General features: G+C 73.1%; 20 protein-coding genes and 1 tRNA gene. 9 read left to right on the forward strand and 12 right to left on the reverse strand.

Going from position 1 to position 22,135, the window contains the following annotated elements:
- Positions 1-64 precede the first annotated feature (64 nt).
- From GTY47_RS17430 to GTY47_RS17440, 3 genes are read right to left on the reverse strand one after another with little or no spacing between them, the layout of a single operon-like run.
- On the reverse strand, positions 65-811 hold the full coding sequence (locus GTY47_RS17430; protein WP_010032545.1) for a TrmH family RNA methyltransferase: 747 nt from the start codon (positions 809-811) through the stop codon (positions 65-67).
- Positions 808-2,019 (reverse strand): HTTM domain-containing protein, encoded by a 1,212-nt coding sequence (locus GTY47_RS17435; protein ID WP_010032547.1) that lies wholly within the window; start codon positions 2,017-2,019, stop codon positions 808-810. The genes GTY47_RS17430 and GTY47_RS17435 overlap by 4 nt, the downstream gene beginning before the upstream one ends.
- Positions 2,016-2,843, reverse strand: a complete 828-nt coding sequence (locus GTY47_RS17440) for a DUF5819 family protein (RefSeq protein WP_010032548.1) — start codon at positions 2,841-2,843, stop codon at positions 2,016-2,018. Before GTY47_RS17440 ends, GTY47_RS17435 begins: the two co-directional genes overlap by 4 nt.
- A gap of 421 nt (positions 2,844-3,264) precedes the next feature.
- On the opposite strand from GTY47_RS17440, the gene GTY47_RS17445 reads away from it, so the two are divergent.
- Positions 3,265-4,398, forward strand: coding sequence for an acyl-CoA dehydrogenase family protein (locus tag GTY47_RS17445; protein WP_010032549.1), 1,134 nt, complete (start codon positions 3,265-3,267; stop codon positions 4,396-4,398).
- Positions 4,399-4,434: 36 nt separating this feature from the next.
- Here GTY47_RS17445 and GTY47_RS17450 read toward each other — a convergent pair whose 3' ends face one another.
- The 4 genes from GTY47_RS17450 to GTY47_RS17465 all read right to left on the reverse strand — a co-directional run bounded on the left by GTY47_RS17450 (position 4,435) and on the right by GTY47_RS17465 (position 8,139).
- On the reverse strand, positions 4,435-4,764 hold the full coding sequence (locus tag GTY47_RS17450; RefSeq protein ID WP_010032550.1) for a rhodanese-like domain-containing protein: 330 nt from the start codon (positions 4,762-4,764) through the stop codon (positions 4,435-4,437).
- A gap of 73 nt (positions 4,765-4,837) precedes the next feature.
- The gene (locus GTY47_RS17455) at positions 4,838-5,752 is read right to left on the reverse strand and encodes a hypothetical protein (protein WP_231911149.1); all 915 of its coding nucleotides are present in this window, start codon (positions 5,750-5,752) and stop codon (positions 4,838-4,840) included.
- Positions 5,753-5,822: 70 nt separating this feature from the next.
- Complete coding sequence (locus GTY47_RS17460) at positions 5,823-7,343, reverse strand: DUF2252 domain-containing protein (protein ID WP_231911150.1); 1,521 nt, start codon at positions 7,341-7,343, stop codon at positions 5,823-5,825.
- A gap of 91 nt (positions 7,344-7,434) precedes the next feature.
- A complete protein-coding gene (locus GTY47_RS17465) occupies positions 7,435-8,139 on the reverse strand; it encodes a ScbR family autoregulator-binding transcription factor (protein WP_010032559.1) in 705 nt (234 codons plus the stop codon).
- A 158-nt stretch (positions 8,140-8,297) separates the two neighbouring features.
- Here GTY47_RS17465 and GTY47_RS17470 point away from each other — a divergent pair, with 158 nt between their 5' ends.
- Positions 8,298-9,350, forward strand: a complete 1,053-nt coding sequence (locus tag GTY47_RS17470) for a ScbA/BarX family gamma-butyrolactone biosynthesis protein (protein WP_010032560.1) — start codon at positions 8,298-8,300, stop codon at positions 9,348-9,350.
- Positions 9,347-10,282, forward strand: coding sequence for an NAD-dependent epimerase/dehydratase family protein (locus tag GTY47_RS17475; RefSeq protein WP_010032561.1), 936 nt, complete (start codon positions 9,347-9,349; stop codon positions 10,280-10,282). The genes GTY47_RS17470 and GTY47_RS17475 overlap by 4 nt, the downstream gene beginning before the upstream one ends.
- Here the strand turns inward: GTY47_RS17475 and GTY47_RS17480 are convergent.
- The 4 genes from GTY47_RS17480 to GTY47_RS17495 form a co-directional block, all read right to left on the reverse strand.
- Positions 10,227-11,567, reverse strand: coding sequence for a cytochrome P450 (locus GTY47_RS17480; protein WP_010032564.1), 1,341 nt, complete (start codon positions 11,565-11,567; stop codon positions 10,227-10,229). The two genes, GTY47_RS17475 and GTY47_RS17480, sit on opposite strands and share 56 nt — an antisense overlap.
- A 144-nt stretch (positions 11,568-11,711) precedes the next feature.
- Entirely contained in the window at positions 11,712-12,434 is a 723-nt protein-coding gene (locus GTY47_RS17485) for a ScbR family autoregulator-binding transcription factor (protein ID WP_010032569.1), read from the reverse strand.
- A 153-nt stretch (positions 12,435-12,587) separates the two neighbouring features.
- Positions 12,588-13,247, reverse strand: coding sequence for a response regulator transcription factor (locus GTY47_RS17490; protein ID WP_029180671.1), 660 nt, complete (start codon positions 13,245-13,247; stop codon positions 12,588-12,590).
- Entirely contained in the window at positions 13,237-14,508 is a 1,272-nt protein-coding gene (locus tag GTY47_RS17495) for a sensor histidine kinase (RefSeq protein WP_231911151.1), read from the reverse strand. The genes GTY47_RS17490 and GTY47_RS17495 overlap by 11 nt, the downstream gene beginning before the upstream one ends.
- Positions 14,509-14,664: 156 nt before the next feature.
- Here GTY47_RS17495 and GTY47_RS17500 point away from each other — a divergent pair, with 156 nt between their 5' ends.
- Genes GTY47_RS17500 through GTY47_RS17510 form a run of 3 tightly spaced genes read left to right on the forward strand, consistent with a single transcriptional unit; the run spans position 14,665 to position 18,405 of the window.
- Positions 14,665-15,390, forward strand: coding sequence for an ABC transporter ATP-binding protein (locus tag GTY47_RS17500; protein WP_010032575.1), 726 nt, complete (start codon positions 14,665-14,667; stop codon positions 15,388-15,390).
- Positions 15,384-17,822: an FtsX-like permease family protein gene (locus GTY47_RS17505; RefSeq protein WP_010032578.1), complete on the forward strand. Its 2,439-nt coding sequence runs from the start codon at positions 15,384-15,386 to the stop codon at positions 17,820-17,822. Before GTY47_RS17500 ends, GTY47_RS17505 begins: the two co-directional genes overlap by 7 nt.
- Before the next feature lie 49 nt (positions 17,823-17,871).
- On the forward strand, positions 17,872-18,405 hold the full coding sequence (locus GTY47_RS17510; protein WP_010032580.1) for a helix-turn-helix domain-containing protein: 534 nt from the start codon (positions 17,872-17,874) through the stop codon (positions 18,403-18,405).
- A gap of 102 nt (positions 18,406-18,507) precedes the next feature.
- Here GTY47_RS17510 and GTY47_RS17515 read toward each other — a convergent pair.
- Positions 18,508-18,591, reverse strand: a tRNA-Leu gene (locus tag GTY47_RS17515).
- 474 nt (positions 18,592-19,065) lie between these two features.
- Here GTY47_RS17515 and GTY47_RS17520 point away from each other — a divergent pair.
- From GTY47_RS17520 to GTY47_RS17530, 3 genes are all read left to right on the forward strand, one after another.
- A complete protein-coding gene (locus GTY47_RS17520; protein ID WP_010032581.1) occupies positions 19,066-19,914 on the forward strand; it encodes a DUF3662 and FHA domain-containing protein in 849 nt (282 codons plus the stop codon).
- Between the two features lie 10 nt (positions 19,915-19,924).
- The gene (locus GTY47_RS17525; protein ID WP_010032584.1) at positions 19,925-20,434 is read left to right on the forward strand and encodes an FHA domain-containing protein; all 510 of its coding nucleotides are present in this window, start codon (positions 19,925-19,927) and stop codon (positions 20,432-20,434) included.
- A gap of 140 nt (positions 20,435-20,574) precedes the next feature.
- A complete protein-coding gene (locus GTY47_RS17530) occupies positions 20,575-22,131 on the forward strand; it encodes a Stp1/IreP family PP2C-type Ser/Thr phosphatase (RefSeq protein WP_040902362.1) in 1,557 nt (518 codons plus the stop codon).
- Positions 22,132-22,135: the final 4 nt, after the last annotated feature.

A 22,135-nucleotide genomic window follows, 5' to 3' on the forward strand; every position in this document is an offset into this window, starting at 1 on the left:
CACTGTCACTTCCCTGCGAACTGATCCAAATGACAGGCCCTAGGTGAAAGGAGAAATGCGTTGTTCACATTCCAGCCACGCCGCAGCTCCAGTGGTACAGGGCCATCGCCACGCTCGTCGCCAGGTTGTAGCTGCTGACCTGGGGGCGCATCGGCAGGGACAGCAACTGGTCCGCACGCGTGCGTAGTTCCGGTGACAGGCCCGTGCGTTCCGATCCGAAGGCGAGGACGGCGTCGTCCGGGAGCTTCGTGGCCCGGATGTCGTCGCCCTCCGGGTCCAGCGCGAACAGCGGGCCGGGCGGCAGGTCGGACACCTCCAGCCGTTCCACCGCCGTCGCGAAGTGCAGCCCGGCCCCGCCGCGTACGACGGTGGGGTGCCAGGGGTCGACCGTCCCCGTCGTCACCACGCCCGTCGCCCCGAGGCCGGCGGCCAGGCGGATCACCGCCCCCGCGTTGCCCAGGTTGCGCGGGTTGTCGAGGACCACGACGGGGGCCGTGCGAGGGGTGTGCGCCAGCTTCTCCAGGTTGGACGCGCGGGAGGGCCGTACGGCCAGGGCGGCCACGGCGGTGGGGTGCGGGCGCGGGACGAACGACGCGTACGTCTCGTGCGGCACCTCCGTCAGCAGCCCGGCCAGCGCGTCCTGTACGTCGGGAGCCAACTCGTCGGCGAGGGCGAGCGTGGCCGCCCGGTCGGCGGCGACCGCGACCGGCACCTCGGCGCCGAAGCGCACGGCGTGCTTCAGGGCGTGGAAGCCGTCGAGCAGGACGCTGCTGCCGGCGAGCCGGCGCCAGACGGTGACGGGGTCGGTCATGTCCCGAAGCCTACGTGCGTGGCCTCGGGGCGTTCGTGGGCGTGCTGGTCGGGGGACTGCGCGGGCCCGCCGCGCCGCAGCAGCCGGTCACGCGCGCGGGCCGCCCCGCCGCCCAGGCGGCGCAGGAAGGTCGTCGGCAGGAACACCGCGTCCGCCGCGATCATCGCCAGCGAGAAGAACGGCAGTCCGAGCACGACGGCGATCACGGCGTGCTCGGTGATCATGACCGCGAGCAGGACGTTCTTCACCCGCCGGTTGAACAGCGTGAACGGGAAGGCGACCTGCACGAGGACCGTCCCGTAGGTCACCAGCATCACCATCGTGCCGCTGGCGGTCAGCAGGTCGGCGAGCCCGGGCCAGGGCGAGAAGTACTCCAGGTGGAGCGGGTAGTAGACGGCGGTGCCGTCCTGCCAGCGGGAGCCCTGGATCTTGTACCAGCCGGCAGTCGCGTAGATCAGGCACGCCTCGGCCATGATCACGAGCAGGGCGCCGTTGTGCACGATGTTGGCGACGACGTCGAGCATGATCCGCGGCTCACCGGGCTTCGCGCGGCGCCCCGTCAGCCACCACAGGGCCTGCGCCACCCACACGGTCCACAGCAGCGCCGGTATCAGCCGGTCGCCCTCCATCCGGCCGGCCAGGGTCACCCCGACCAGCACGAACCCGAGCACACCCCACAGGGCCGGGCCGGTCCGGTCCCTGACCCGCTCACCCCGCGCGTGTGCCGCCCGGGCGCGCGCGGCCCGCCGGGCGTCCAGCGACCACACCTGGGCGCAGCGCGTGAACACCAGGTAGATCGACATCAGGTGCAGCACGTTGTCGCCACCGTCGCCCATGAAGACGCTGCGGTTCTGGAGCGACAGCACGCCGACCATGAACAGCACCGACAGGGTGCGGGTGCGCCAGCCCAGCATCAGCAGGGCACTGGCGAGGATCGCGAGCAGGTAGACGCTCTCGAACCAGATCCCGCCGTCCGACCACATGAGAGCGGTGAACGCCTTGTTGGTCCCGATCAACTGCTCGGCGAGACCCCAGCTCCAGGGCCCGTCGGGGCCGTAGAGCTCGTGGCGGTGGGGGAACTCGCGCAGCAGGAACAGCAGCCAGGTCGCACTGAAGCCGATGCGGATCACGGCGGTCTGATAGGGGCCGAGGGCGGCCTCGGTGACCCGGGCGACACCGCGCGAGAAGGCCAGGGAAAAGCGGTTCACCGCACGCCACCCCCGGCCTCGTCCTGCGGCACCGGCCACCACGGCAGCTCGCGGTAGACCGGCGTCGTGGAGACCTTCTCCCGGCTCCACCGCGGCGGGGGCACGTTGCTGGTGCGGGAGCGGACCTGGACCCGCTCGATGACACCGGCACCCCCGGTGGTGGCCCGCACGGCGTCGTCGCGGTCGAGGCGCAGCACCACGATCCGGCGCAGGTACGACTCGGAGAGCGAGCCGCGCAGGCCCACCGGGCGGTCCTCGCTGTCGTGGGTCGCAAGGAAGAAGTCCCAGGCGCGGCGCAGCTCGTTCTGCTGGGTGTGGCTGGGCAGCAGGTTGCCGTCGATGGCCCGGCCGTCCTCGGCGGACAGGTCGTACCAGCCGGTGGTCAGCGTCCCGCCTTCCCCGTCCCGGACCTCGGCGCGGACCTGGATGGAGATGTTCTGCTGGAGCGGGTTCGGCGCGAAGAGCTTCCAGTTCTGCTCGAACTCGGGATAGATCCAGTCGTCCACGGCCGTGCCGTGCTCCCTGGTGACGGTGTTCGGCGGCGCGACGTGCAGGAACGTCATCCCGAGGTGCACACACACCCCGACCGCCACGACCGCGAGCGCCAGCGCGACACCTATCTGGTAGCGCAGGGAGAGCGCGGCTATACCGGTGCGGGGTCCGGCGAACGGGTCCGGCTCGGCGGGCGGGTCCGGCTCGGCAGGCGGGTGGGGCTCGGCAGGACCGACCGCCGGGACAGACCCGCCCGACTCGGCCGGCACACCCGGCGCGGCCGGCCCGTCCAGCCCGTGCCGGGCGTTCGAGCCTCCGTCGTACGCGTCCATTCAGCCCCGTTCCACGATCCCGGTCCGTCGTTCCGTCCGCCCGGTCGCGAGGGCGTCGCACCGCCCGCGCACCGCTGCGCGACGTCGGCACGGGCACGGTACTCAGGCCGCCCACCCGGGCACAGCCTCTTCGTCCGGTTCCGGCCGTGGCCGTCACCACACCACGGAAGCCGCCCCTCGGCGGACCGGATGCCGACCGGATGCCGACGGGAAGCCGACCGTACGGCGCTCGCGGCGGCCGGGGAGCAGTGATCCCCCCGGTCCACAGGGGACCCCCGCAGGTTATCCACAGGGCGCCCGGGCAGCTCGTCCGCAGGAGTGACACCCTACGGCGTCCGCCCGTACGCCCATTCCCTTCTTCTAGAACGTGTTCTATCTTGCGCCCGTCAGCTCAACGGGACCGGCCGGAAGGACAGGCACCGTGGACTTCAGCTTCACCGAGGAGCAGCAGGCGGCGGCCGAGGCGGCGAAGGGCGTGTTCACCGCGGTCGCGCCGGACGCCGTGCCCAGCCCGGCCCTGACTGCGGGCGCGGTCGCCGACACCTTCGACCGCGCCCTGTGGGCCAAGCTCGCCGACGCCGACCTGCTGAGCCTGCTGCTGGACGCGCACTACGGCGGGGCAGGCCTGGACGCGATCGCGCTGTGCCTGGTGCTGCGGGAGTCGGGGCGGGTGCTGGCCAGGGTGCCGCTGCTGGAGAACAGCGCGGCAGCCGCCGTCGTCCAGGCCTACGGCAGCGAGGAGGCGAAGGCCACCCTGGCGGCCCGGGCGGGCCGGGGCGAGCTCGTGCTGACCGTCGCCGCACACGGCCGCACCGGCCACGACCCGGCCGAGCTCGCCGTCACCGCACGGCGGGACGGCGAGGCGTGGGTGCTGGACGGAGTGCAGACGGCGGTGCCGTGGGCGTACGACGCGGACGTCACGGTCGTCCCCGCGCACACGGAGACGGGCCGGACCGTGCTGGCGTTGGTGCCGCGTGGCCACGAGGGGGCCGTCCTCACCGAGCAGTTCTCCACGAGCGGTGAGCGGCTCGGCGAGCTGCGGCTGGAGTCGGCGCGGCTGACCGCCCGGGACGTGATCGACGCCGACGGGGCGTGGGAGTGGCTGCGGGACCTGCTGGCCACCGGGACGTGTGCGCTGGCGCTCGGGCTCGGGGAGCGCGTGCTGCGGATGACCGGCGCGTACACGAGCGAGCGGGAGCAGTTCGGCTTCCCGATCGCGACCTTCCAGGCCGTCGCCGTGCAGGCCGCCGACCGCTACATCGACCTGCGCGCGATGGAGGCCACGCTGTGGCAGGCCGCGTGGCGGATCGCCTCGGGGGCCCCGGGCGCGCTGCCCGCCACCGGTGACGTCGCCGTCGCCAAGATCTGGGCGGCGGAGGGCGTACGCCGGGTCGTGCAGACCGCGCAGCACCTGCACGGCGGGTTCGGCGCCGACGTCGACTACCCCCTGCACCGGTACCACGCCTGGGCCAAGCACCTGGAGCTGTCACTCGGCCCGGCGGCGGCGCACGAGGAGACCTTGGGCGACCTGCTGGCGGCCCATCCCCTGGCCTGAACCCACCGGCGGCTGCGGCGGAGGGCGCTACAGCCGCTACAGGACGAACCCGGGCTGCCCGTCGTCCGTCACGACGGGACGGCCCGCCGCCTCCCACACCTGCATGCCGCCGTCGACGTTCACGGCGTCGATGCCCTGCTGGGCCAGGTACATGGTGACCTGGGCGGAACGCCCGCCGGACCGGCAGATCACATGGATCCGGCCGTCCTGCGGGGCGGCCTCGGTCAGCTCGCCGTACCGGGCGACGAAGTCGCTGATGGGGATGTGCAGCGCCCCTTCGGCATGACCGGCCTTCCACTCGTCGTCCTCCCGGACGTCCAGCAGGAAGTCGCCGTCCTTGAGGTCCGCGACCTCGACCGTGGGCACACCAGCTCCGAAACTCATGCGTCCGACGCTACCCGAACCGGCCCGTGCCCCGCCCTGACCCGGACGACAGGCCCTACGGGGTGTCCGCGAGCAGCGCGGCCAGCTCCCGCTCCCGCTCGGTGACCTGGGTGAGCAGCTGCTGCCCGATCTCGTCCAGGAGGCCGTCCGGGTCGTCCGGGGCCAGCTGGAGCATGTGGCCTATGGCGCTCTCCTCCAGCTCCTTGGCGAGCAGGGCGAGCAGCTCCTTGCGCTGGGCGAGCCATTCGAGGCGGGCGTAGAGCTCCTCGGCGCGGCTCGGGCCCCGCTTCAGCTCTGGCCCCTTGGCCCACTCCTCGGCGAGCTCGCGCAGCTCCGCCTCGTCGCCCCGGGCGTAGGCGGCGTTCACCCGGGTGATGAACTCCTCGCGCCGCGCGCGTTCCTGCTCCTCCTGCGCCAGGTCCGGGTGGGCCTTGCGGGCCAGCTCGCGGTAGAGCTTGCGGGCCTCCTCGCTGGGGCGGACCCGCTGCGGTGGCCGGACCGCCTGGTCCGTGAGCATCGCCACGGCCTCCGGGAACAGGCCGCTGTCGTCCATCCAGCCGTGCAGCAGCTCCTCGACGCCGGGGATCGGCGCGAGCCGGGCCCTTGCCTCCTCCGCGCGGCGCCGGTCCTCCGCGTCGCCGCTGCGGGCGGCCCTGGCCTCCAGGATCCGGGCGTCCAGCTCCTCCAGCCGGGCGTACACCGGACCGAGCTTCTGTTCGTGCAGCCGGGAGAAGTTCTCGACCTCGACGCGGAAGGTCTCCACCGCGATCTCGTACTCGATCAGCGCCTGCTCGGCGGCCCGCACGGCCTTCTCCAGCCGCGCCTCGGGCCGCGCCGCCTCGCCTTCGCTCTGCGCCGCACCGTCCTCGGGGCGAACCTCGCCGTCCTCGGCACGCGCCGCGTCACCTTCGGGCGTCACCCGTTCCTCACCGGCGCCGCCACCACCCTGCTCAGCTTCCGGGGTCGTCACCCGACCAGCGTAGGCCACGGCCCGGCCACTCCCGCGCTCCGGACAGCCGCGCGCCCGCAGAGCCCAGGAGTCACACCCCCGTCTCCGCCGCGACCTTCCCCGCCCGCACCGCCGCCACCAGGTCCGCGTGGTCCGCCTCCGTACGGTCCGCATAGGCGACGGCGAACGCGGCCATCGCCTCGTCCAGCTCCTCGCTCTTGCCGCAGTAGCCGGCGATGAGGCGGGGGTCGGCGCTGTGGGCGTGGGCGCGGGCCAGGAGGGCGCCGGTCATCCGGCCGTAGTCGTCTATCTGGTCGGCTGCCAGGGCGGCCGGATCGACGCTGCCCTTGCGGTTGCGGAACTGGCGGACCTGGAAGGGGCGCCCGTCGACCGTCGTCCAGCCCAGCAGGATGTCGCTCACGACCTGCATCCGCTTCTGCCCCAGGACGACCCGCCGGCCCTCGTGGCCGGCCGCCGGCGCGTCGAAACCGGCCGTCACCAGGTGCGGCACGAGCGCCGACGCCCGCGCCTCCTTCACCTGGAGCACCAGCGGCTCGCCCCGGTGGTCCAGGAGCAGCACGACGTAGGACCGGGTGCCGACGCTGCCGGTGCCGACGACGCGGAACGCCACGTCGTGCACCGCGTGCCGGGCGAGGAGCGGCAGCCGGTCCTCCGGCAGCGTGCCGACGTACTCCTCCAGGGACGCCGCAACCGCCGCGGCCTCCTCGTCCGGGACGCGCCGCAGCACCGGCGGGGCGTCGACGAAGCGGCGCCCGCCGTCCTCGGTGGCCTCCGTCGACTTGGCCGCGAAACGGCCGCTGGTGTTGTGGCGGGCCTTCTCGGAGACCCGCTCCAGCGTGCCGAGCAGGTCATGGGCGTCCGTGTGGGAGACGAGCTCCTCGTCCGCGATGGCGTTCCACGCGTCCAGCACCGGGAGCCTCGCCAGCAGCCGCATGGTGCGGCGGTAGGCACCCACCGCGTCACAGGCCGCCTTGCGGCACCTGTCCTCGTCCGCTCCGGCCTCCCGGCCCGCGAGCACCAGGGACGCCGCGAGGCGCTTCACGTCCCACTCCCAGGGGCCGAGCACCGTCTCGTCGAAGTCGTTCAGATCGATGACCAGGCCGCCGCGGGCGTCGCCGTACAGGCCGAAGTTGGCCGCGTGGGCGTCGCCGCAGATCTGGGCCCGGATCCGGGTCATGGGGGTGCGCGCCAGGTCGTGGGCCATGAGGCCCGCGGCGCCGCGCAGGAACGCGAACGGGGTGGCGGCCATGCGGCCGACCCGGATCGGCGTCAGCTCGGGGAGCCGGCCGCGCCCCGACTCCTCGACCGCGCTCACCGCATCGGGCCGGGACTCGTCCGGATCGAGCGTGGCATGCGCGCTGCGCGGGATCCGCTTGCGCAGGGCCTTGCCCTCGTCCTTGGGCGAGCCCTCGACGGGCCACTCGGCGAAACCGCGCACCCGCGGCAGCCGACGGGTCGCCCCGTGCGCCGCCCCGCCCTCGGCCCCAGCACCGTCCCTGGTCACACCGACCGCCTCCCCCGCACGGGCACGAACATCAACTCGTGCCGACCGTACAGCCGACGGCCGGAACGCGTCAGACCCTGTGGACATCTCCACAGCTGTGGACAACCCATGCGGAGCAGAAAGGAACAGGCAAGGACGGACAGCGACACTCACGGGGCCGTCGCACTCGGGCCGGCTCCTACGCCCCCGACGAGACCTGCGCCGCCGGCACGGCCCCCTCCTGCACCTGCACCCGCCCCTGCACGGGCACCTCCACCTGCCCCTGCGCCAGCACCCGCTCGGCCCGCTCCGCGGAGATGTCGAGCCGGGCCAGCACCGCGGGGACGGCGATGCTCGGCAGGAAGTGTTCGAACATCACGATGATGCGGCGCTCCAGGTCCTGCCGCTGGCAGCGCAACTGGGACAGCAGCTGCACCCCCGAGAAGCTGCCGACCAGCAGCTCCGCCGTCTCGGCCACGTCGACATGCGGCAGCAGTTCGCCCTGCGCCTTCGCCTCGGCCAGCATCTGCACGTTCTGGTCGATCCACATCCGGAAGGCCGGAGTGCGGTCGAGGTCCATGGCCCCCTGGTCGAGGGCGAGCCCCACACTGGCGCGAACCAGCGGTTCGGACCGCAGCCGGCGGGCCAGCACCAGCCCGGAGTCGACGAGTTCCTGGAGCTTGCTGGACTGGGGCGGGAGCGTGATCCCGAGCTGCTCCTCGAACACCCCGACCGCCAGCTCCTCCTTGGAACCGAAGTGGAAGTACAGCGCGCCCTTGGTGACGCCCGCCCGGTCCAGGATCTCCCCGATGGTCGCCGAGGTGTAGCCACGTTCGTCGAAGACGGCCGCGGCCGCTTCGAGGATGGTCCGCCGGGTGCGGATCGCGCGCTCCTGTCGCGCCATCGGGTGCCTCCTGATCTCCGTCGATCGCAGTGAAATCGCTGTGCGGCGGGGGCGCGAGAGCCTGTCCCAGCGGTTTGTCCAACCCTTTGAAAAAAACCGGCTCGTCCGTATCTTAGTCAACGCCGACCTCAGCCAGGCAGCCGATCCTGGGGGTTCTCATGCCGCAGTCAGAACCTTTAAGCGCACCCACGGACGATCAGACCGGACAGGAGGGCCGTCCGGCAAACAGAACCGCTGCGGCCGTCGAGAACGCGCCACAAGCCGCAGCCACCGACTCCGCAGAAACCACCGAAGCCCCCTCGGTCACCTCGGTCACCAAGGAACTCGCCCACCGCACCACGGAAGCAGACGTCTTCCCCGTCCGGTGGCGCCGCATCTCCGAAACCCGCTTCCGCTTCACCGCTCACTGGCCGGCCGACCACGCCTTCTTCGGGCCCGTGGACGACCGCCACCAGGACCCGATGGTCGTGGGCGAAACGTTGCGGCAGGCCTCGATGGTGCTCGCGCACGCCGAGTTCGGCGCCCCCGCGGACACCCACTTCGTCATGTGGGACCTGACGGTCCACACCGACCCGTCCGCGCTCCTGCTGTCGGACGCGGCACAACCGGTCGAGATCGACGTCGTGTGCTCCGAGATACGCCGTCGCGGTCGCGGCCTGCACAGCATGCGGACCACGATGGAGTTCCGCCGCGCGGGACGCTTCGTCGCCCGCGGCACCGGCAGCACCGGCTGCACCTCGCCGCTCGCCTACCGCCGGCTGCGGGCCGCGCAGTTGGCCGAAGTGGGCACCCCGGTTCCGCTGCTGCCCGGCATATCACCGGCGCTGGCCGGCCGCTCCCGCGCCGAGGACGTCGTCCTCGCCCCCGCCGACCGCCCCGGCGTCTGGCGGCTGCGCGTGGACACCGGCCATCCGGTGCTCTTCCCGCGGCCCAACGACCATGTGCCGGGCATGGTCCTGTTCGAGGCGGCCCGCCAGGCAGCGACCGCCGCCTCCGGTCGGCACCCTTTCCTGCCCCGCTCGATGGCCGCGACCTTCTCCCGGTACGCGGAGCTGCACAGCCCGTGCTGGATCGAGACGGAGGTGCTCGACGAGGGGCCGGGAGATCCCGGAGAGACGACCGTACGGGTCTCGGGGCGGCAGGACGGCGAGTCCGTCTTCAGCGCCACGCTGACCTGCCCGCTACCGGCCCGGGTACGGTCCCTGTCGTGACGGTCGACCTTCTGATCACGGGCACCAGCGGCTTCGTCGGCAGCAGGGTCGCCGCCGCCGCAGAACGGCAACCCGGCGTCCGGGTCCGGCACTTGTCACGCCGTACCCCACCGGAGGCCGGCCCCGGCGCGTTCGTCCACGGCGACCTCGGCGACCCGCCCTCCCTGCGCGGCAGCTGCGCGGGCACCGACGTCCTGGTGCACTGCGCCACCCGGATCGGCGGCGACGCCGGGACCGTCGAGGCCATGAACGACCTGGGCACACGAGCCCTGGTCGAGGAGGCCGTGCGCGCCGGGGTGAGCCGGATCGTGTACGTGAGCACGGCCGCCGTCCACGGCCGGGGCCCCTTCCGCGGTGTACGCCCCGGGGAGGTGCCGATCGCGCCCGCGTCGGCCACCAGCCGCACCCGGGCCGCCGCCGAACGGCACGTCCTCGACGCGGGCGGTCTGGTGCTGCGCCCGCACCTCGTGTACGGCGAGGGCGACCGGTGGGCCGTCCCCGGACTGGTGTGGCTGCTGGGCGAGTTGTCGACGACGGCCCTCACCGGCTGTGCGGCGCTCCAGTCGATGATCGACGTCGACAGCCTGGGCCGTGCGGTGGTGGCCGCCGCCCTGTCCCCGGCGCACGACGGCGGTGTGCACCACGTCAACCACCCCGAGCCGGTGAGCGTCCCGGACCTGCTCGGGGCCGTGGGCACGCTGCTGGAGGAGCCCGGCGGCGGCGCGGCGGTGGACGTCGCCACCGCCCTGGACCGGGCCGCCGGGAAGCCGCTGGCCCTCCATCACCTCGGCATGCTCACGGTCGACCACTGGTTCGTGGACGACGCCTTCTGGAAGGACCTCGACTGCTCGCCCGGCGAGGGGTTCGCGGCCGAGTTCAGACGCGCGGCACCCTGGTACCGCTCGTTCCTCCGAGGCCGGAGAGCTTCCTGATCGCCTCCGCCTCCTCCGGACGCGGACCCGGCTGCGAACCGGCACCGCGGCCGTGCAGCAGCACGGGCAACTCCTGGTGCCCCGTGGAGATGATGGACCGCAGCCGCTGCGGGGGCCGGGACGGATCGGCCAGGGCCAGCCGCGGGAACCGGTCGAACAGGGACGTCAGAGCCACCGTCGCCTCGGCCATGGCGAGGGGCCGGCCCAGGCAGTGGTGCACGCCGTGGCCGAAGGACACGTGGTCGCGGCTGGTGGACCGGGTGACGTCGAACCGTTCGGCGTCCGGGCCGTGCCGCTCGGGGTCGCGTCCGGCACCGGCGAACGAGACCACGACCGGGTCGCCCTTCGGGATCGTCAGACCTGGCTCGATCTCGATGTCCTCGACGGCGTAGCGCAGTCCCGACATGGCACCGGGCGCCTCGAAGCGCAGCGACTCCTCGATGGCGTCCTCCCAGGTCACCTGCCCGGTGCGGACGAGTTCGAGCTGGTCGGGGTGGGCGAGCAGGCTGTGCACGGTGTTGTCGATGAGGTTGACGGTCGTCTCGAAGCCCGCGGTGAGCAGCAGGATCAGGTTGTCCATCAACTCCTGTTCGCTGAGGCTGCCTTCGTCGTGCGCGGCCATCAGGGCCGTCGTCAGATCGTCGGCCGGGTGCTCGCGCTTGTACTGGAGGAACGCGGTCAGCGTGCCGTACAGCTCGACCCCGTTGGCCTGGGCGTCCTCCAGGGTGATCGCCGTGTCGAAGAAGCGGTTGATGATGCGGTAGAGGGCGCTCCGCGGGCCGTCTTCCCCCGGCGGCACGCCGAAGAGTTCGCACACCACCTCATGCGGTATCGGCGCCGCGAACCCCGCCCGCAGGTCGACGACTTCGCCCTCCGGGATCCGCTCCAGGTCGTCCAGCGCCCGGTCGACGATCTCCTGGACGCGCGGCAGCAGCGCGTCGACACGGCGCTTGGTGAAGGCGGCGGCCATCGGCCTGCGCAGCCGGCTGTGGTCGGTGCCGTAGGCCGTGACCATGTTGCGCACCGACACCCAGATCGCCAGCGGCCAGGTGCGGGAGATGTCCCCGTTGATCCAGGCCGGCCAGTGCTGGAAGGCGTCCTTGCTCGTCTCGGGGCCGGCCAGGAGCCGTTTGTTCAGCTCCAGGCCGTTGATCCACCACGCCCGTACGCCGCCCGGGAGTTCCACCTCCACGGCCGGTCCCTGGGCCCGGATCCGGGCTATCTCGCCGTAGAGATCCTGGCCGGACGGGTCGATCGCCAGGAAGGGGCAGGCGTGCTGTGCCATGACTCATCGCTCCTCGGTCCAGAGGCTGGGGAACCATCGTGCGATCCAAGTGACGAAAAAACTTGGCATCCGGTTTGTTTTGGCCACCACTTCACCCGCTGTCGGCCATGGGAGGGGCCGACCGGCGCCCGCCGGGACGCCCTGCTACCGCAGCGCGAGTCCCGCCCGGCCCGGCTCCTCCAGCGCCCCGTCCGCCGTGTCCGCCTCCCTGCCGACGTCCGCCTCCCCGTCGGCGTGCGGGTCCGCGTGGTCCGGCCCGGTCCCGGCCGGGTCCAGTGCGCCGGCCAGGTGTGGTGCGGCCACGCACGGCAGGAGCAGGTGCCACAGGTCGGTCAGCGAGGGGCGGGCGAGCCAGCCGGGGTCCTCCCGGGCCAGCACCTCGATGCCGGTCGTGGCGGCGAGGACCACGGCGCTGGAGCGGTGGGGCGGCATCCCGGCGGCGAGTTCGCCCCTGCGCTCCGCCTCGGCCAGCAGCTCGTGCACGCACTCCCGCCACTCCCGGCGCAGGTCACGCACCCGCCCGGCGACCGCCTCGGCGTTGAGCCGCAGCCCCGCGCGCACCACGATGTCGGCGCACAGCAGCCGGGCGACGTGGTGCGTGACGTCCACGAGGCGCTGCAGGGCGCACCCGTCGCCGCCGCGGCCCCGGGCCGCGACCCGGCGCAGCGCACGGGCGGCCGCGCGCTCGACGGCTTCGGCCACGGCGGCCTTGTTCGCGAAGTGGAAGTGCAGCGCGCCCGAGCTGACGCCGGCTCCCGCGCTGATCTCCGCAAGACTGGCCCGGATGTATCCCCGCGCCTCGAACTGCTCGGCCGCCGACCGGATCAGCGCGAGACGGGTCCGGACGGCCCGGTCCTGTTTGGTCACCCCTGGCTCCCGTGGAGGGCTCTGATGGCGACGCAATGAAACCAACTCGCTGGTTTTTGCACAACGCGCTCCCGGGCCGAGGGGGTTCGGTCCGGCCGTCACCGCCTGCCGCCCCCGCCGGGAGCGGGTCGGCCGGGCCCGGCCGACCCGCTCCTACGCCCGCAAGTACGCCAGCACGGCCAGCACCCGGCGATGCGTCTCGTCCGCCGGTGGCAGGTCAAGCTTGGTGAGGATGCCGGAGATGTGCTTGCCCACGGCCGCCTCGGAGACGACCAGTTCGCGCGCGATCGCGCCGTTGGACCTGCCCTCCGCGATCAGCGCCAGCACCTCCCGCTCACGTGGGGTGAGCCGCTCCAGCGGGTCGCGGCGGCGGCGCAGCAACTGCCGTACGACCTCGGGGTCGACGACCGTGCCGCCGTCGGCCACCTCGCCGAGCGCCTCGACGAACTCCTCGACCTGACCGACCCGGTCCTTGAGCAGATAGCCGACGCCCGTGCCGTCACCGGAGTCCAGCAGCTCGGCGGCGTACCGGCGCTGCACGTACTGGCTGAGGACCAGGACGGGCAGCGTGGGCCGCTCCTGGCGCAGCCGTACCGCCGCGTGCAGGCCCTCGTCCTGGAAGCCGGGCGGCATCCGCACGTCCGTCACGACCACGTCGGGCGCGTGCTCCCCGACGGCCGCGATCAGTGCCCCGGCGTCCCCGACGGCCGCGACGACCTCGTGTCCGCAGCGGCCGAGCAGCCCGACGAGCCCGTCCCGCAGCAGCACGCTGTCCTCGGCCAGGACCACCCGCAGCGGTCGCTCAACTCGCAGGGTCACAAGGGATCTCCACACGCAGCAGGGTCGGTCCGCCGGGCGGACTGGACAGGGAGAGTCTGCCATCGAGCACCGACACCCGGTCGGCGAGTCCGGTCAGCCCGCTGCCCTCCCCGGCCCGCGCACCACCGCGCCCGTCGTCGCGGATCGACAGGACCAGCCGGCCGCTGCGGTACCCGCCGCTCACTTCCGCCCGGCTCGCCCCGCTGTGCCTGCCCACGTTGGCGAGCGCCTCGCACACCACGAAGTACGCGGCGGCCTCGACGGCCTGGGAGAACCGCCCGGGCAGCTGCAGATCGACGTCCACGGGCACCGCCGAGCGGTCGGCGGCGTCGGCGACGGCGGCTTCGAGGCCGTAGTCGGCGAGGACCTTGGGGTGGATGCCGTGGATGAGTTCGCGCAGTTCCTCAAGGGCCGTGCCCGCCTGAGCATGGGCCTTGGCGAGCTGCTCGGCCAGCGGACCCGGCGGGGCGTCCAGCCGGGCCAGGCCGAGCGTCATGGTCAGGGCGACGAGCCGCTGCTGCGCCCCGTCGTGCAGATCGCGCTCGATCCGCCGCCGTTCCGCCTCGAACGCGTCCACCAACCGCACCCGGGACCGGGCCAGTTCGACCACCCTTGCCCCTAGGTCGGCCTCGCGCGGCGCGACCAGCAGCCGGGCCAGCCCGGCCCGCGCACCGGCGGCGACGCCCAGCAGGTAGGCGCCCAGACCGAGCAGGACCAGCCCGAGGACGGCACACCCGACGGCAGCGGGCCAGGTGGTGACCAGCCACAGCTTGAGGACCTTCGCCTCGCCCAAGACGGCCATGAGCACGGGAGTCGCCACCACGGAGAGCGGTCCCAGCAGGAAGACGGCGAACGCGAGGGCGTCGACCGGCCACAACAGCCCCGCGAACAGCAGGGCGTGGCCCAGCTCCCGCCAGGTGGCCCGCTCCCGCAACCGGGTCGACAGCCAGGCCCGCAGCCCCGGCTCCCGGGGCGCCTCGTGCGGGTCGGACGCCGGCTCCGCGTCGACCAGCCGCAGCCGGAACCGCTCCACCGCCGCCACCGGAATGCCCGCCAGGGCCGTCCCGAGCAGCAGGGGCAGCCCCACCAGCGCGAGGGCGAGCACCCCGCCGGCCGCCACCGAGACCGCGATCCCCACGAGCACGACGACACCGGTCACCGCGCCGGTGAGCAGGTATGCGGCCGACCGCCACGGCCACGCCGACAGCGGATAACCGGGGCGGGACATGGCCTGCCACACGTTCCGAGGATGCATGGGGATCACCGTAGAAGCGGGCCGGGGCCCCGGCCATGGGCTCGGACGGAGGCCCGGAGGTATGCCTGGCCCTACCCCAGTTCTAGGCCCCGCCGCACTGCGCACACCCGCCCCCGCCCGGTTTGGTGGAAGCGACACCGACACCAGGGGGAACCCATGACACACGACGCCGTCCGGCTGGACTCGGTCACCAGGACGTACGGGCCCGTGACCGCACTCGACGAGGTCTCCCTGGCGTTCCCCGCCGGGACCTTCACCGCCGTCATGGGCCCCTCCGGCTCCGGCAAGTCGACCCTGCTCCAGTGCGCCGCCGGCCTGGACCGGCCGACCTCCGGCTCGGTCAGCCTCGCCGGCACCGAACTGGCCGGGCTGAGCGAGCGCCGGCTGACCCTGCTGCGCCGCGAGCGCGTCGGGTTCGTCTTCCAGGCGTTCAACCTGCTGCCCTCGCTGACCGCCGAGCAGAACGTCGCCCTGCCCCTGCGGCTGGCCGGCCGGCGCGTTGCCAAGGCCCGGGTGCGCCAGGCGCTCCAGCAGGTCGGCCTCGCTGAACGAGCCCGGCACAGACCGTCCCGGCTCTCCGGCGGCCAGCAGCAACGTGTCGCCCTGGCCCGCGCGTTGATCACCCGTCCCGACGTGCTGTTCGCCGACGAACCGACCGGCGCCCTGGACACCGGCACCGGCCGCGAGGTGCTCGGGCTGCTGCGCGGCATGGTCGACCGCGAGGGCCAGACCGTCGTCATGGTCACGCACGACCCGGTGGCCGCCGCGTACGCCGACCGCGTGGTCTTCCTCGTCGACGGGCGTGTCCACGGGGAGTTGACCGGCCCGAGCGCCGACACCGTCGCCGCGCGCATGACCCGCCTGGAGGCCGTGCCGTGCTGAGCGTCGCCCTGCGCACCCTGCGCACCCGCTGGGCCACCTTCACCGGCAGCTTCGTCGCGCTCTCGCTGGGCGTGGCGCTGCTCACCGTGACGGGCCTGGCCCTGGCCTCGTCGGCCACCGCCCCGGAGCGCGCCCCCGAACGCTTCGCGGCAGCGCCCGTCGTGGTCAAGGGACAGGACACCCTGCGCGTACCGACCCCGATCGGCGCCCGCGAGTCCCGGCTCGCGCACCCGCGTCCCGTACCGGCCACGACCGTCGCGCGGTTGCGGAAGCTGGGCCGGGTCGTCGAGGACCGGGCGTTCCCCGTACGAGCGGAGGGCGGCCCCGCCGACCTGGTCGGCCACCCCTGGTCCACCGCCGCGTTCGCCCCCTACGACCTCGCCACCGGCCGGGCACCGCGCGCGGCCGACGAGGCCGTCGTCACCGGCGACCGGGCACACCCGGGTCAACGCCTGCGCACCGACCGGGGCACCGTACGCGTCGTCGGCACACTCACCTCGCGCGGCTTCGAGAACGCCGTGTTCTTCACCGACGCCCGAGCAGCCCGACTCGCGCCGCCGGTCACGCAGTTGGTCGTCGAGGCCGACCCGGCAGCCGTGCGGGCGGCGGTGGGCGGCAGCGCCCAGGTCCTCACCGGGACCGCGCGCCGCCTCGCCGACGCCGATCCCGGCCGGGACAGCGAGGCCCTCACGGCGATGAACTCCCTGTTCGGCACGGCAGGCGGCGTCACCGCCTTCGTGTCGGTGTTCGTCGTGGCGTCGACCTTCGCCTTCGCGGTCGCCCAGCGGCGCCGGGAGTTCGCCCTGCTGCGCACCGCCGGGGCCACTCCGGGCCAGATCCGCCGGACCGTCCTCGCCGAGGCCCTCGCCGTCGGCACCCTCGCCTCGGCCGCCGGCTGCGCGCTCGGCTCCCACGGGGCACCGCGCCTCGCCGCCTGGGTCGTCGCCAACGGTCTCGCCCCGGCCTGGTTCACCATCGGCGACCACACCTGGCCGTACCACGCGGCCTTCTGGACCGGCCTGCTCGTCGCACTGTGCGGAGCGACCGCGGCGTCCTGGCGGGCCGGCCGCACCGGCCCCACCGAGGCACTGCGGGAGGCCGCGGCGGAGAGCGGCACGATCACCCGGGGCCGCCTGCTCTGCGGCACTGTCCTGCTGCTGACGGCCGTGGTGACCCTGGGCCTGTCCCTGGCCGGCGACCCGGCCGGTCTGCTGCACCGCAAGTCCTTCGTCAGCCGCCCGATGCTGCTGATCACCGCGGCCGCCCTGCTCTCCCCGCTGGTGCTGCGCCCCCTGACCCGGCTGCTGACGTGGCTGCCCGGTGCCTGCGCCCTGCTGGTCCGCGAGAACACCGCCGCCGGGATGCGCCGCACCGCCGCGCTCGCGGCGCCCGTCCTGGTCACCGTCGCCCTCGCGGGTTCCCTGCTCGGCGCCACCGCGACCCTGAACCGGGCGAAGAGCACCGAGACGAGTGAGCGCACCACCGCCGCCTTCGTCGTGACCCCGCCGGCCGGCACCGGCCTCGACGCCGCCGCCCTGCGCAGACTGCGCGCCGTCCCGGGCATCGAGACGTCACCGACGTCCTCGACGGCCGTCCACGTCCTGGAGGACGGCGTGGCACTCATCCGCTCCGAGGCCCGCGCCGCCACCCCCGGCCCCCTCGCGGCCACCACCCGCCTGCCCCTGGCCGCCGGCGCGGTGAGCGACCTCGACGACGACTCGATCATCGTCAACGAGGAGTGGCAGCGGCACCGGGTGGGCGACCGGGTCCGGGTCTGGCTCGGCGACGGAACGCCGCGCACCCTGCGGATCGCCGCGGTGATGCGCACCGGCACCGGCGACAACGGCGTCTACGTCACCCCGCGCAACGCCCCGGGCGCCACGATCGACCGGATCGACGTGGCCCTGACCGCCGGAGCGGACCCGGGAACCGTCGTCACCGCACTCCGCCGGGCACTCGGCACCGGCAACGGCCAGGTCCTCACCCGCGCGGAATGGATCCGGGCCACCCGCCCCGAGGCACACCGCACCACCCGCCTCGGCCTCCTGCTGGTCCTCGGCATCGCCCTCCTGTACACGGGCATCTCCGTGGCCAACACCATGGTCATGGCGACGTCCGACCGGGCCCGCGACCTGGCCGCGCTGCGGCTGGCCGGCGCCACCCGGTGGCAGGTCCTGAGGCTGACCTGCGCCGAGGCCCTGACGGTCGTGGCGGCCGGTGCCCTTCTCGGTCTCCTGGTCGCCGCCCTCAATTTGGCCGGCCTGGCGAGCGCCCTCGCCCTGCTGTCGGCCCCGGTCACGATCGAGCTCCCCTGGCAGGCCCTCGGCACGACGACGGCCGTCTGTGCCCTCCTCGCCGTGACCTCCGCGATCGTCCCGGCCGCCCTCGCCCTGCGCCGCCGCCCGGCACAACCGGCGGGCGTACGGGCGTGACGCCCCGAGGGCAGGTCCATTTCATGATGAAACCGATAACCTGGCAGCCGTGAAACGGACCTCGTTCGACACCTGGCCCTGCTCCATCGCCCGCACCGCCGACATCCTGGGCGACGCCTGGAGCCTGCTGGTGCTGCGCGAGGTCTTCTACGGCGAATCCCGCTTCGACGGCTTCATCGGCTCGCTCGGCATCGCCCGCAACACCCTCACCGACCGGCTGCGGCGCCTGGAGTCCGAGGGCCTGCTGCGGCGACAGGCCTACCAGAGCGACCCGGTCCGCCACGAGTACCTGCTGACGGACAAGGGCCGCGACTTCTTCGGCGTACTCGCCGCGATCAACGCCTGGGGCGACCGCTGGCTGGCCGGCGACGAGGGCGCACCGGTGGTCCTGCACCACACGCCCTGCGACCACGACACCGAGGCCCGGGTCGTCTGCTCCCGCTGCGGCGAGCCGCTGCGCCACCAGGACCTGGCCGCCCGCACCGGCCCCGGCTACCCGGCCCGCCTCCTCGACGACCCGGCCGTACGCGAACGCTTCGCCCCCGGCCGGTCGCTGGGGGACTTGCGAGCCAACCAGGCCTGAGAGCTTCCTCACACGCGCGCGATCACGGGCGCCGCGAGACAACCGTCACATCCGCGGACACGAAAAAGGGGCGGCATCTGAACGATGCCGCCCCTTCGAGGGTGCGCGAGGGGGGAGTTGAACCCCCACGCCCTTGCGGGCACTGGAACCTGAATCCAGCGCGTCTGCCTATTCCGCCACCCGCGCATTGGGTGTGTCGTGGGCTCCTGCCCCTTGGGGCCCGGCGCCTTCCGACACCCAGAACATTAGCACGCGGGACGGGGTGGATTCACATCCGTTCTTCCGCAGGCAGACCCGCCTCCGAACCTTCGGTGCCCCGGCCACGTATCAACGGGTGGCGCTTCACGTATCAACCTCGTACCGGTACCCCCCGTCTCCCCAGGAGGCGGTCCGGGTCCACAGCCGGGTGCGGGACACTGGTCTTCAGCCGCCTCTACGATCCTTGTCAGGAGTACGCGAGAGCGGTTGCGCGGCAGCCGTACCACCGGAGGAGTTCGAAGGGGAGCTCCACAGGGAACTTCGTCATGCGTCGACACCCGTCGGCCGTGCTGACAGGGGGAACCAGCCGATCGAGCGGCGCGTGGATACGATCAGTAAGCAGTACCAGGCAAGCGGCCCGCAGGGCAGTACACAGGACGGCAGCGACGGAGGAGGTGCCCCATGGGAGTCCTGAAGAAGTTCGAGCAGCGTCTCGAAGGTCTGGTCAACGGCACCTTCGCCAAGGTGTTCAAGTCCGAGGTCCAGCCCGTGGAGATCGCCGGCGCGCTCCAGCGCGAGTGCGACAACAACGCCACCATCTGGAACCGCGACCGGACGGTCGTGCCCAACGACTTCATCGTGGAGCTGAGCACGCCGGACTTCGAGCGGCTCAGCCCCTACTCCGGCCAGCTCGGCGACGAGCTCGCCGGCATGGTGCGTGACTACGCCAAGCAGCAGCGCTACACCTTCATGGGCCCGATCAAGGTGCACCTGGAGAAGGCCGACGACCTGGACACCGGCCTGTACCGGGTGCGCAGCCGTACGCTCGCCTCCTCCAGCAGCCAGCAGGCCCCGTCAGGCGCCGCCCCGCCCGCCGGACGTCCCGGCGGCTACGGCTACCCGCCGGCCGCCGCGCCCGCGGGCGCCCCGCCCATGCCGTCCGCGCCGCCGCCCGGCGGCCGCCCCGGCGGGTACGGCTACCCGCAGCCCGCGGGCCAGCGGCCCCCGGCCGCCCCGGCGGCCGGCGGACGCACCCGCCACTGGATCGAGATCAACGGCACGCGCCATCAGATCTCCCGCCCGACGCTGGTGCTGGGCCGCAGCACCGACGCCGACGTGCGGATCGACGACCCCGGCGTCTCCCGCCGGCACTGCGAGATCCGGACCGGAACGCCCTCGACGATCCAGGATCTCGGATCCACCAACGGCATCGTGGTGGACGGGCAGCACACCACCCGCGCTACGCTCCGCGACGGCTCGCGGATCGTCGTGGGCAGCACCACCATCATTTACCGGCAAGCCGAAGGGTGAAGCGGGGGCAATGTCAGAGCTGACCCTCACGGTCATGCGGCTGGGTTTCCTGGCCGTACTGTGGCTGTTCGTGATCGTGGCCGTGCAGGTCATCCGGAGCGACCTGTTCGGTACGCGTGTCACCCAGCGCGGATCGCGACGGGAGGCAGGCCGTCAGCAGCAGGCCGCCCGCCAGGCCCCGCCGCCGCAGCGCCAGCAGTCCGCCGGCGGCCGCCGCGGCCGTAACGCCCCCACCAAGCTGGTCGTGACCGAGGGCACCCTCACCGGCACCACGGTCGCGCTCCAGGGCCAGACCATCACCCTGGGCAGGGCGCACGACTCGACGATCGTGCTGGACGACGACTACGCCTCCAGCCGCCATGCCAGGATCTACCCGGACCGCGACGGCCAGTGGATCGTCGAGGACCTCGGCTCCACCAACGGCACGTACCTGGACCGGAACCGGCTGACGACTCCCACACCGATTGCGCTGGGCGCGCCGATCCGCATCGGCAAGACCGTCATCGAGCTGCGGAAGTAGTGCTACATCATGGATAGGCGCGAGCGGAGCGAGCACGCAGTGGCGGGCCCCACCCCGGGCCCCGGCGCGCTCCCGACCGGAGGGTGGGCAGTGTGGCTCGACACGACCGGCTGTACCCGGAGCCGACAGGCGAGGTGCGCATGAGTCTGTCACTGCGCTTCGCCGCCGGATCGCACAAGGGCATGATCCGGGAGGGCAACGAGGACTCCGGGTACGCGGGCCCGCGCCTGCTCGCCATCGCCGACGGCATGGGCGGCGCCGCGGCGGGCGAGGTCGCCTCCTCCGAGGCCATCTCCACGATCGTCGCGCTCGACGACGACGTCCCCGGCTCCGACATCCTCACCTCGCTCGGCACGGCGGTGCAGCGCGCCAACGACCAGCTGCGCTCGATGGTCGACGAGGATCCCCAGCTGGAGGGCATGGGCACCACCCTCACCGCCCTGCTCTGGACCGGCCAGCGCCTCGGCCTGGTGCACGTCGGCGACTCGCGCGCGTACCTCCTGCGCGACGGCGTGCTGACGCAGATCACGCAGGACCACACCTGGGTGCAGCGCCTGGTCGACGAGGGCCGCATCACCGAGGAAGAGGCCACGACCCACCCGCAGCGCTCGCTCCTCATGCGCGCGCTCGGCAGCGGCGACCACGTCGAGCCCGACCTCTCCATCCGCGAGGTCCGCGCCGGAGACCGCTACCTGATCTGCTCCGACGGCCTGTCCGGCGTGGTGTCCCACCAGACCCTGGAGGACACCCTCGCCAGCTACCAGGGCCCCCAGGAGACCGTCCAGAACCTGATCGAGCTGGCCCTGCGCGGCGGCGGCCCGGACAACATCACCGTCATCGTCGCCGACGTCCTCGACCTCGACACCGGCGACACCCTCGCCGGGCAGCTGTCCGACACCCCGGTCGTGGTCGGCGCCGTCGCCGAGAACCAGCACCAGCTGCACGACAACGGCATCATGCAGACCCCCGCCGGCCGCGCCTCCGGGCTCGGCCGCCACGGGCACGGCCAGGGCGGCGGAGGCGGCGAGTTCGGCCCGCCCGGCTCCGGCGACACCACCGGCTACATCCCGGCGGCCGGATTCGACTACGACGACGGCGACTTCACCAAGCCCCGCAAGAAGGGCCGCTGGCTGAAGAGATCCCTCTACGGCGTCCTCGCGCTGGCCGTCGTCGGCGGCGGTCTGTACGGCGGCTGGCGCTGGACGCAGACGCAGTACTACGTCGGCGCCGAGGACGAGCACGTCGCGCTGTACCGGGGCATCAGCCAGGACCTGGCGTGGGTGTCGCTGTCGAAGGTCGAGAAGGACCACCCCGAGATCGAACTCAAGTACCTGCCGCCCTACCAGCAGAAGCTGGTCAAGGCGACCATCGCCGAGGGCGGTCTGAAGAACGCCCAGGCGAAGATCCAGGAACTGTCGGTGCAGGCCTCCGCGTGCAAGAAGGAGGCGCAGCGGCGCGAAGCCGAGAGCGAGAACAACGCCAAGACCGGCGAAGGCGAGGCCGGGGGCACCACGGGAACCACTCCCGCCTCCTTCACGTCCAAGGCCACACCGACGCCGAACCCGTCGAACCCGTCGGGCTCGCCGTCGACGCCTGAGAAGTCCACGCCCCCGACCACGACCGCACCCACTCCCAGCCCCGGCCCCAGCCTCTCGGAGGAAGAGCAGAAGGTCGTCTCGCTGTGCGGTAAGCAGTAGGCAA

The sequence above is a fragment of the Streptomyces sp. SID5464 genome, from assembly GCF_009862985.1.
GTDB lineage: Bacteria > Actinomycetota > Actinomycetes > Streptomycetales > Streptomycetaceae > Streptomyces > Streptomyces chartreusis_D.

Bases quoted from the DNA above. Each gene is read 5' to 3' on its own strand.
- GTY47_RS17440 (WP_010032548.1), bottom strand. From the start codon at position 2,843: ATGGACGCGTACGACGGAGGCTCGAACGCCCGGCACGGGCTGGACGGG.
- GTY47_RS17430 (WP_010032545.1), bottom strand. From the start codon at position 811: ATGACCGACCCCGTCACCGTCTGGCGCCGGCTCGCCGGCAGCAGCGTC.
- GTY47_RS17525 (WP_010032584.1), top strand. From the start codon at position 19,925: ATGTCAGAGCTGACCCTCACGGTCATGCGGCTGGGTTTCCTGGCCGTA.
- GTY47_RS17520 (WP_010032581.1), top strand. From the start codon at position 19,066: ATGGGAGTCCTGAAGAAGTTCGAGCAGCGTCTCGAAGGTCTGGTCAAC.
- GTY47_RS17470 (WP_010032560.1), top strand. From the start codon at position 8,298: ATGCCGCAGTCAGAACCTTTAAGCGCACCCACGGACGATCAGACCGGA.
- GTY47_RS17495 (WP_231911151.1), bottom strand. From the start codon at position 14,508: ATGCATCCTCGGAACGTGTGGCAGGCCATGTCCCGCCCCGGTTATCCG.
- GTY47_RS17480 (WP_010032564.1), bottom strand. From the start codon at position 11,567: ATGGCACAGCACGCCTGCCCCTTCCTGGCGATCGACCCGTCCGGCCAG.
- GTY47_RS17500 (WP_010032575.1), top strand. From the start codon at position 14,665: ATGACACACGACGCCGTCCGGCTGGACTCGGTCACCAGGACGTACGGG.
- GTY47_RS17465 (WP_010032559.1), bottom strand. From the start codon at position 8,139: ATGGCGCGACAGGAGCGCGCGATCCGCACCCGGCGGACCATCCTCGAA.
- GTY47_RS17530 (WP_040902362.1), top strand. From the start codon at position 20,575: ATGAGTCTGTCACTGCGCTTCGCCGCCGGATCGCACAAGGGCATGATC.
- GTY47_RS17460 (WP_231911150.1), bottom strand. From the start codon at position 7,343: ATGTCCACAGGGTCTGACGCGTTCCGGCCGTCGGCTGTACGGTCGGCA.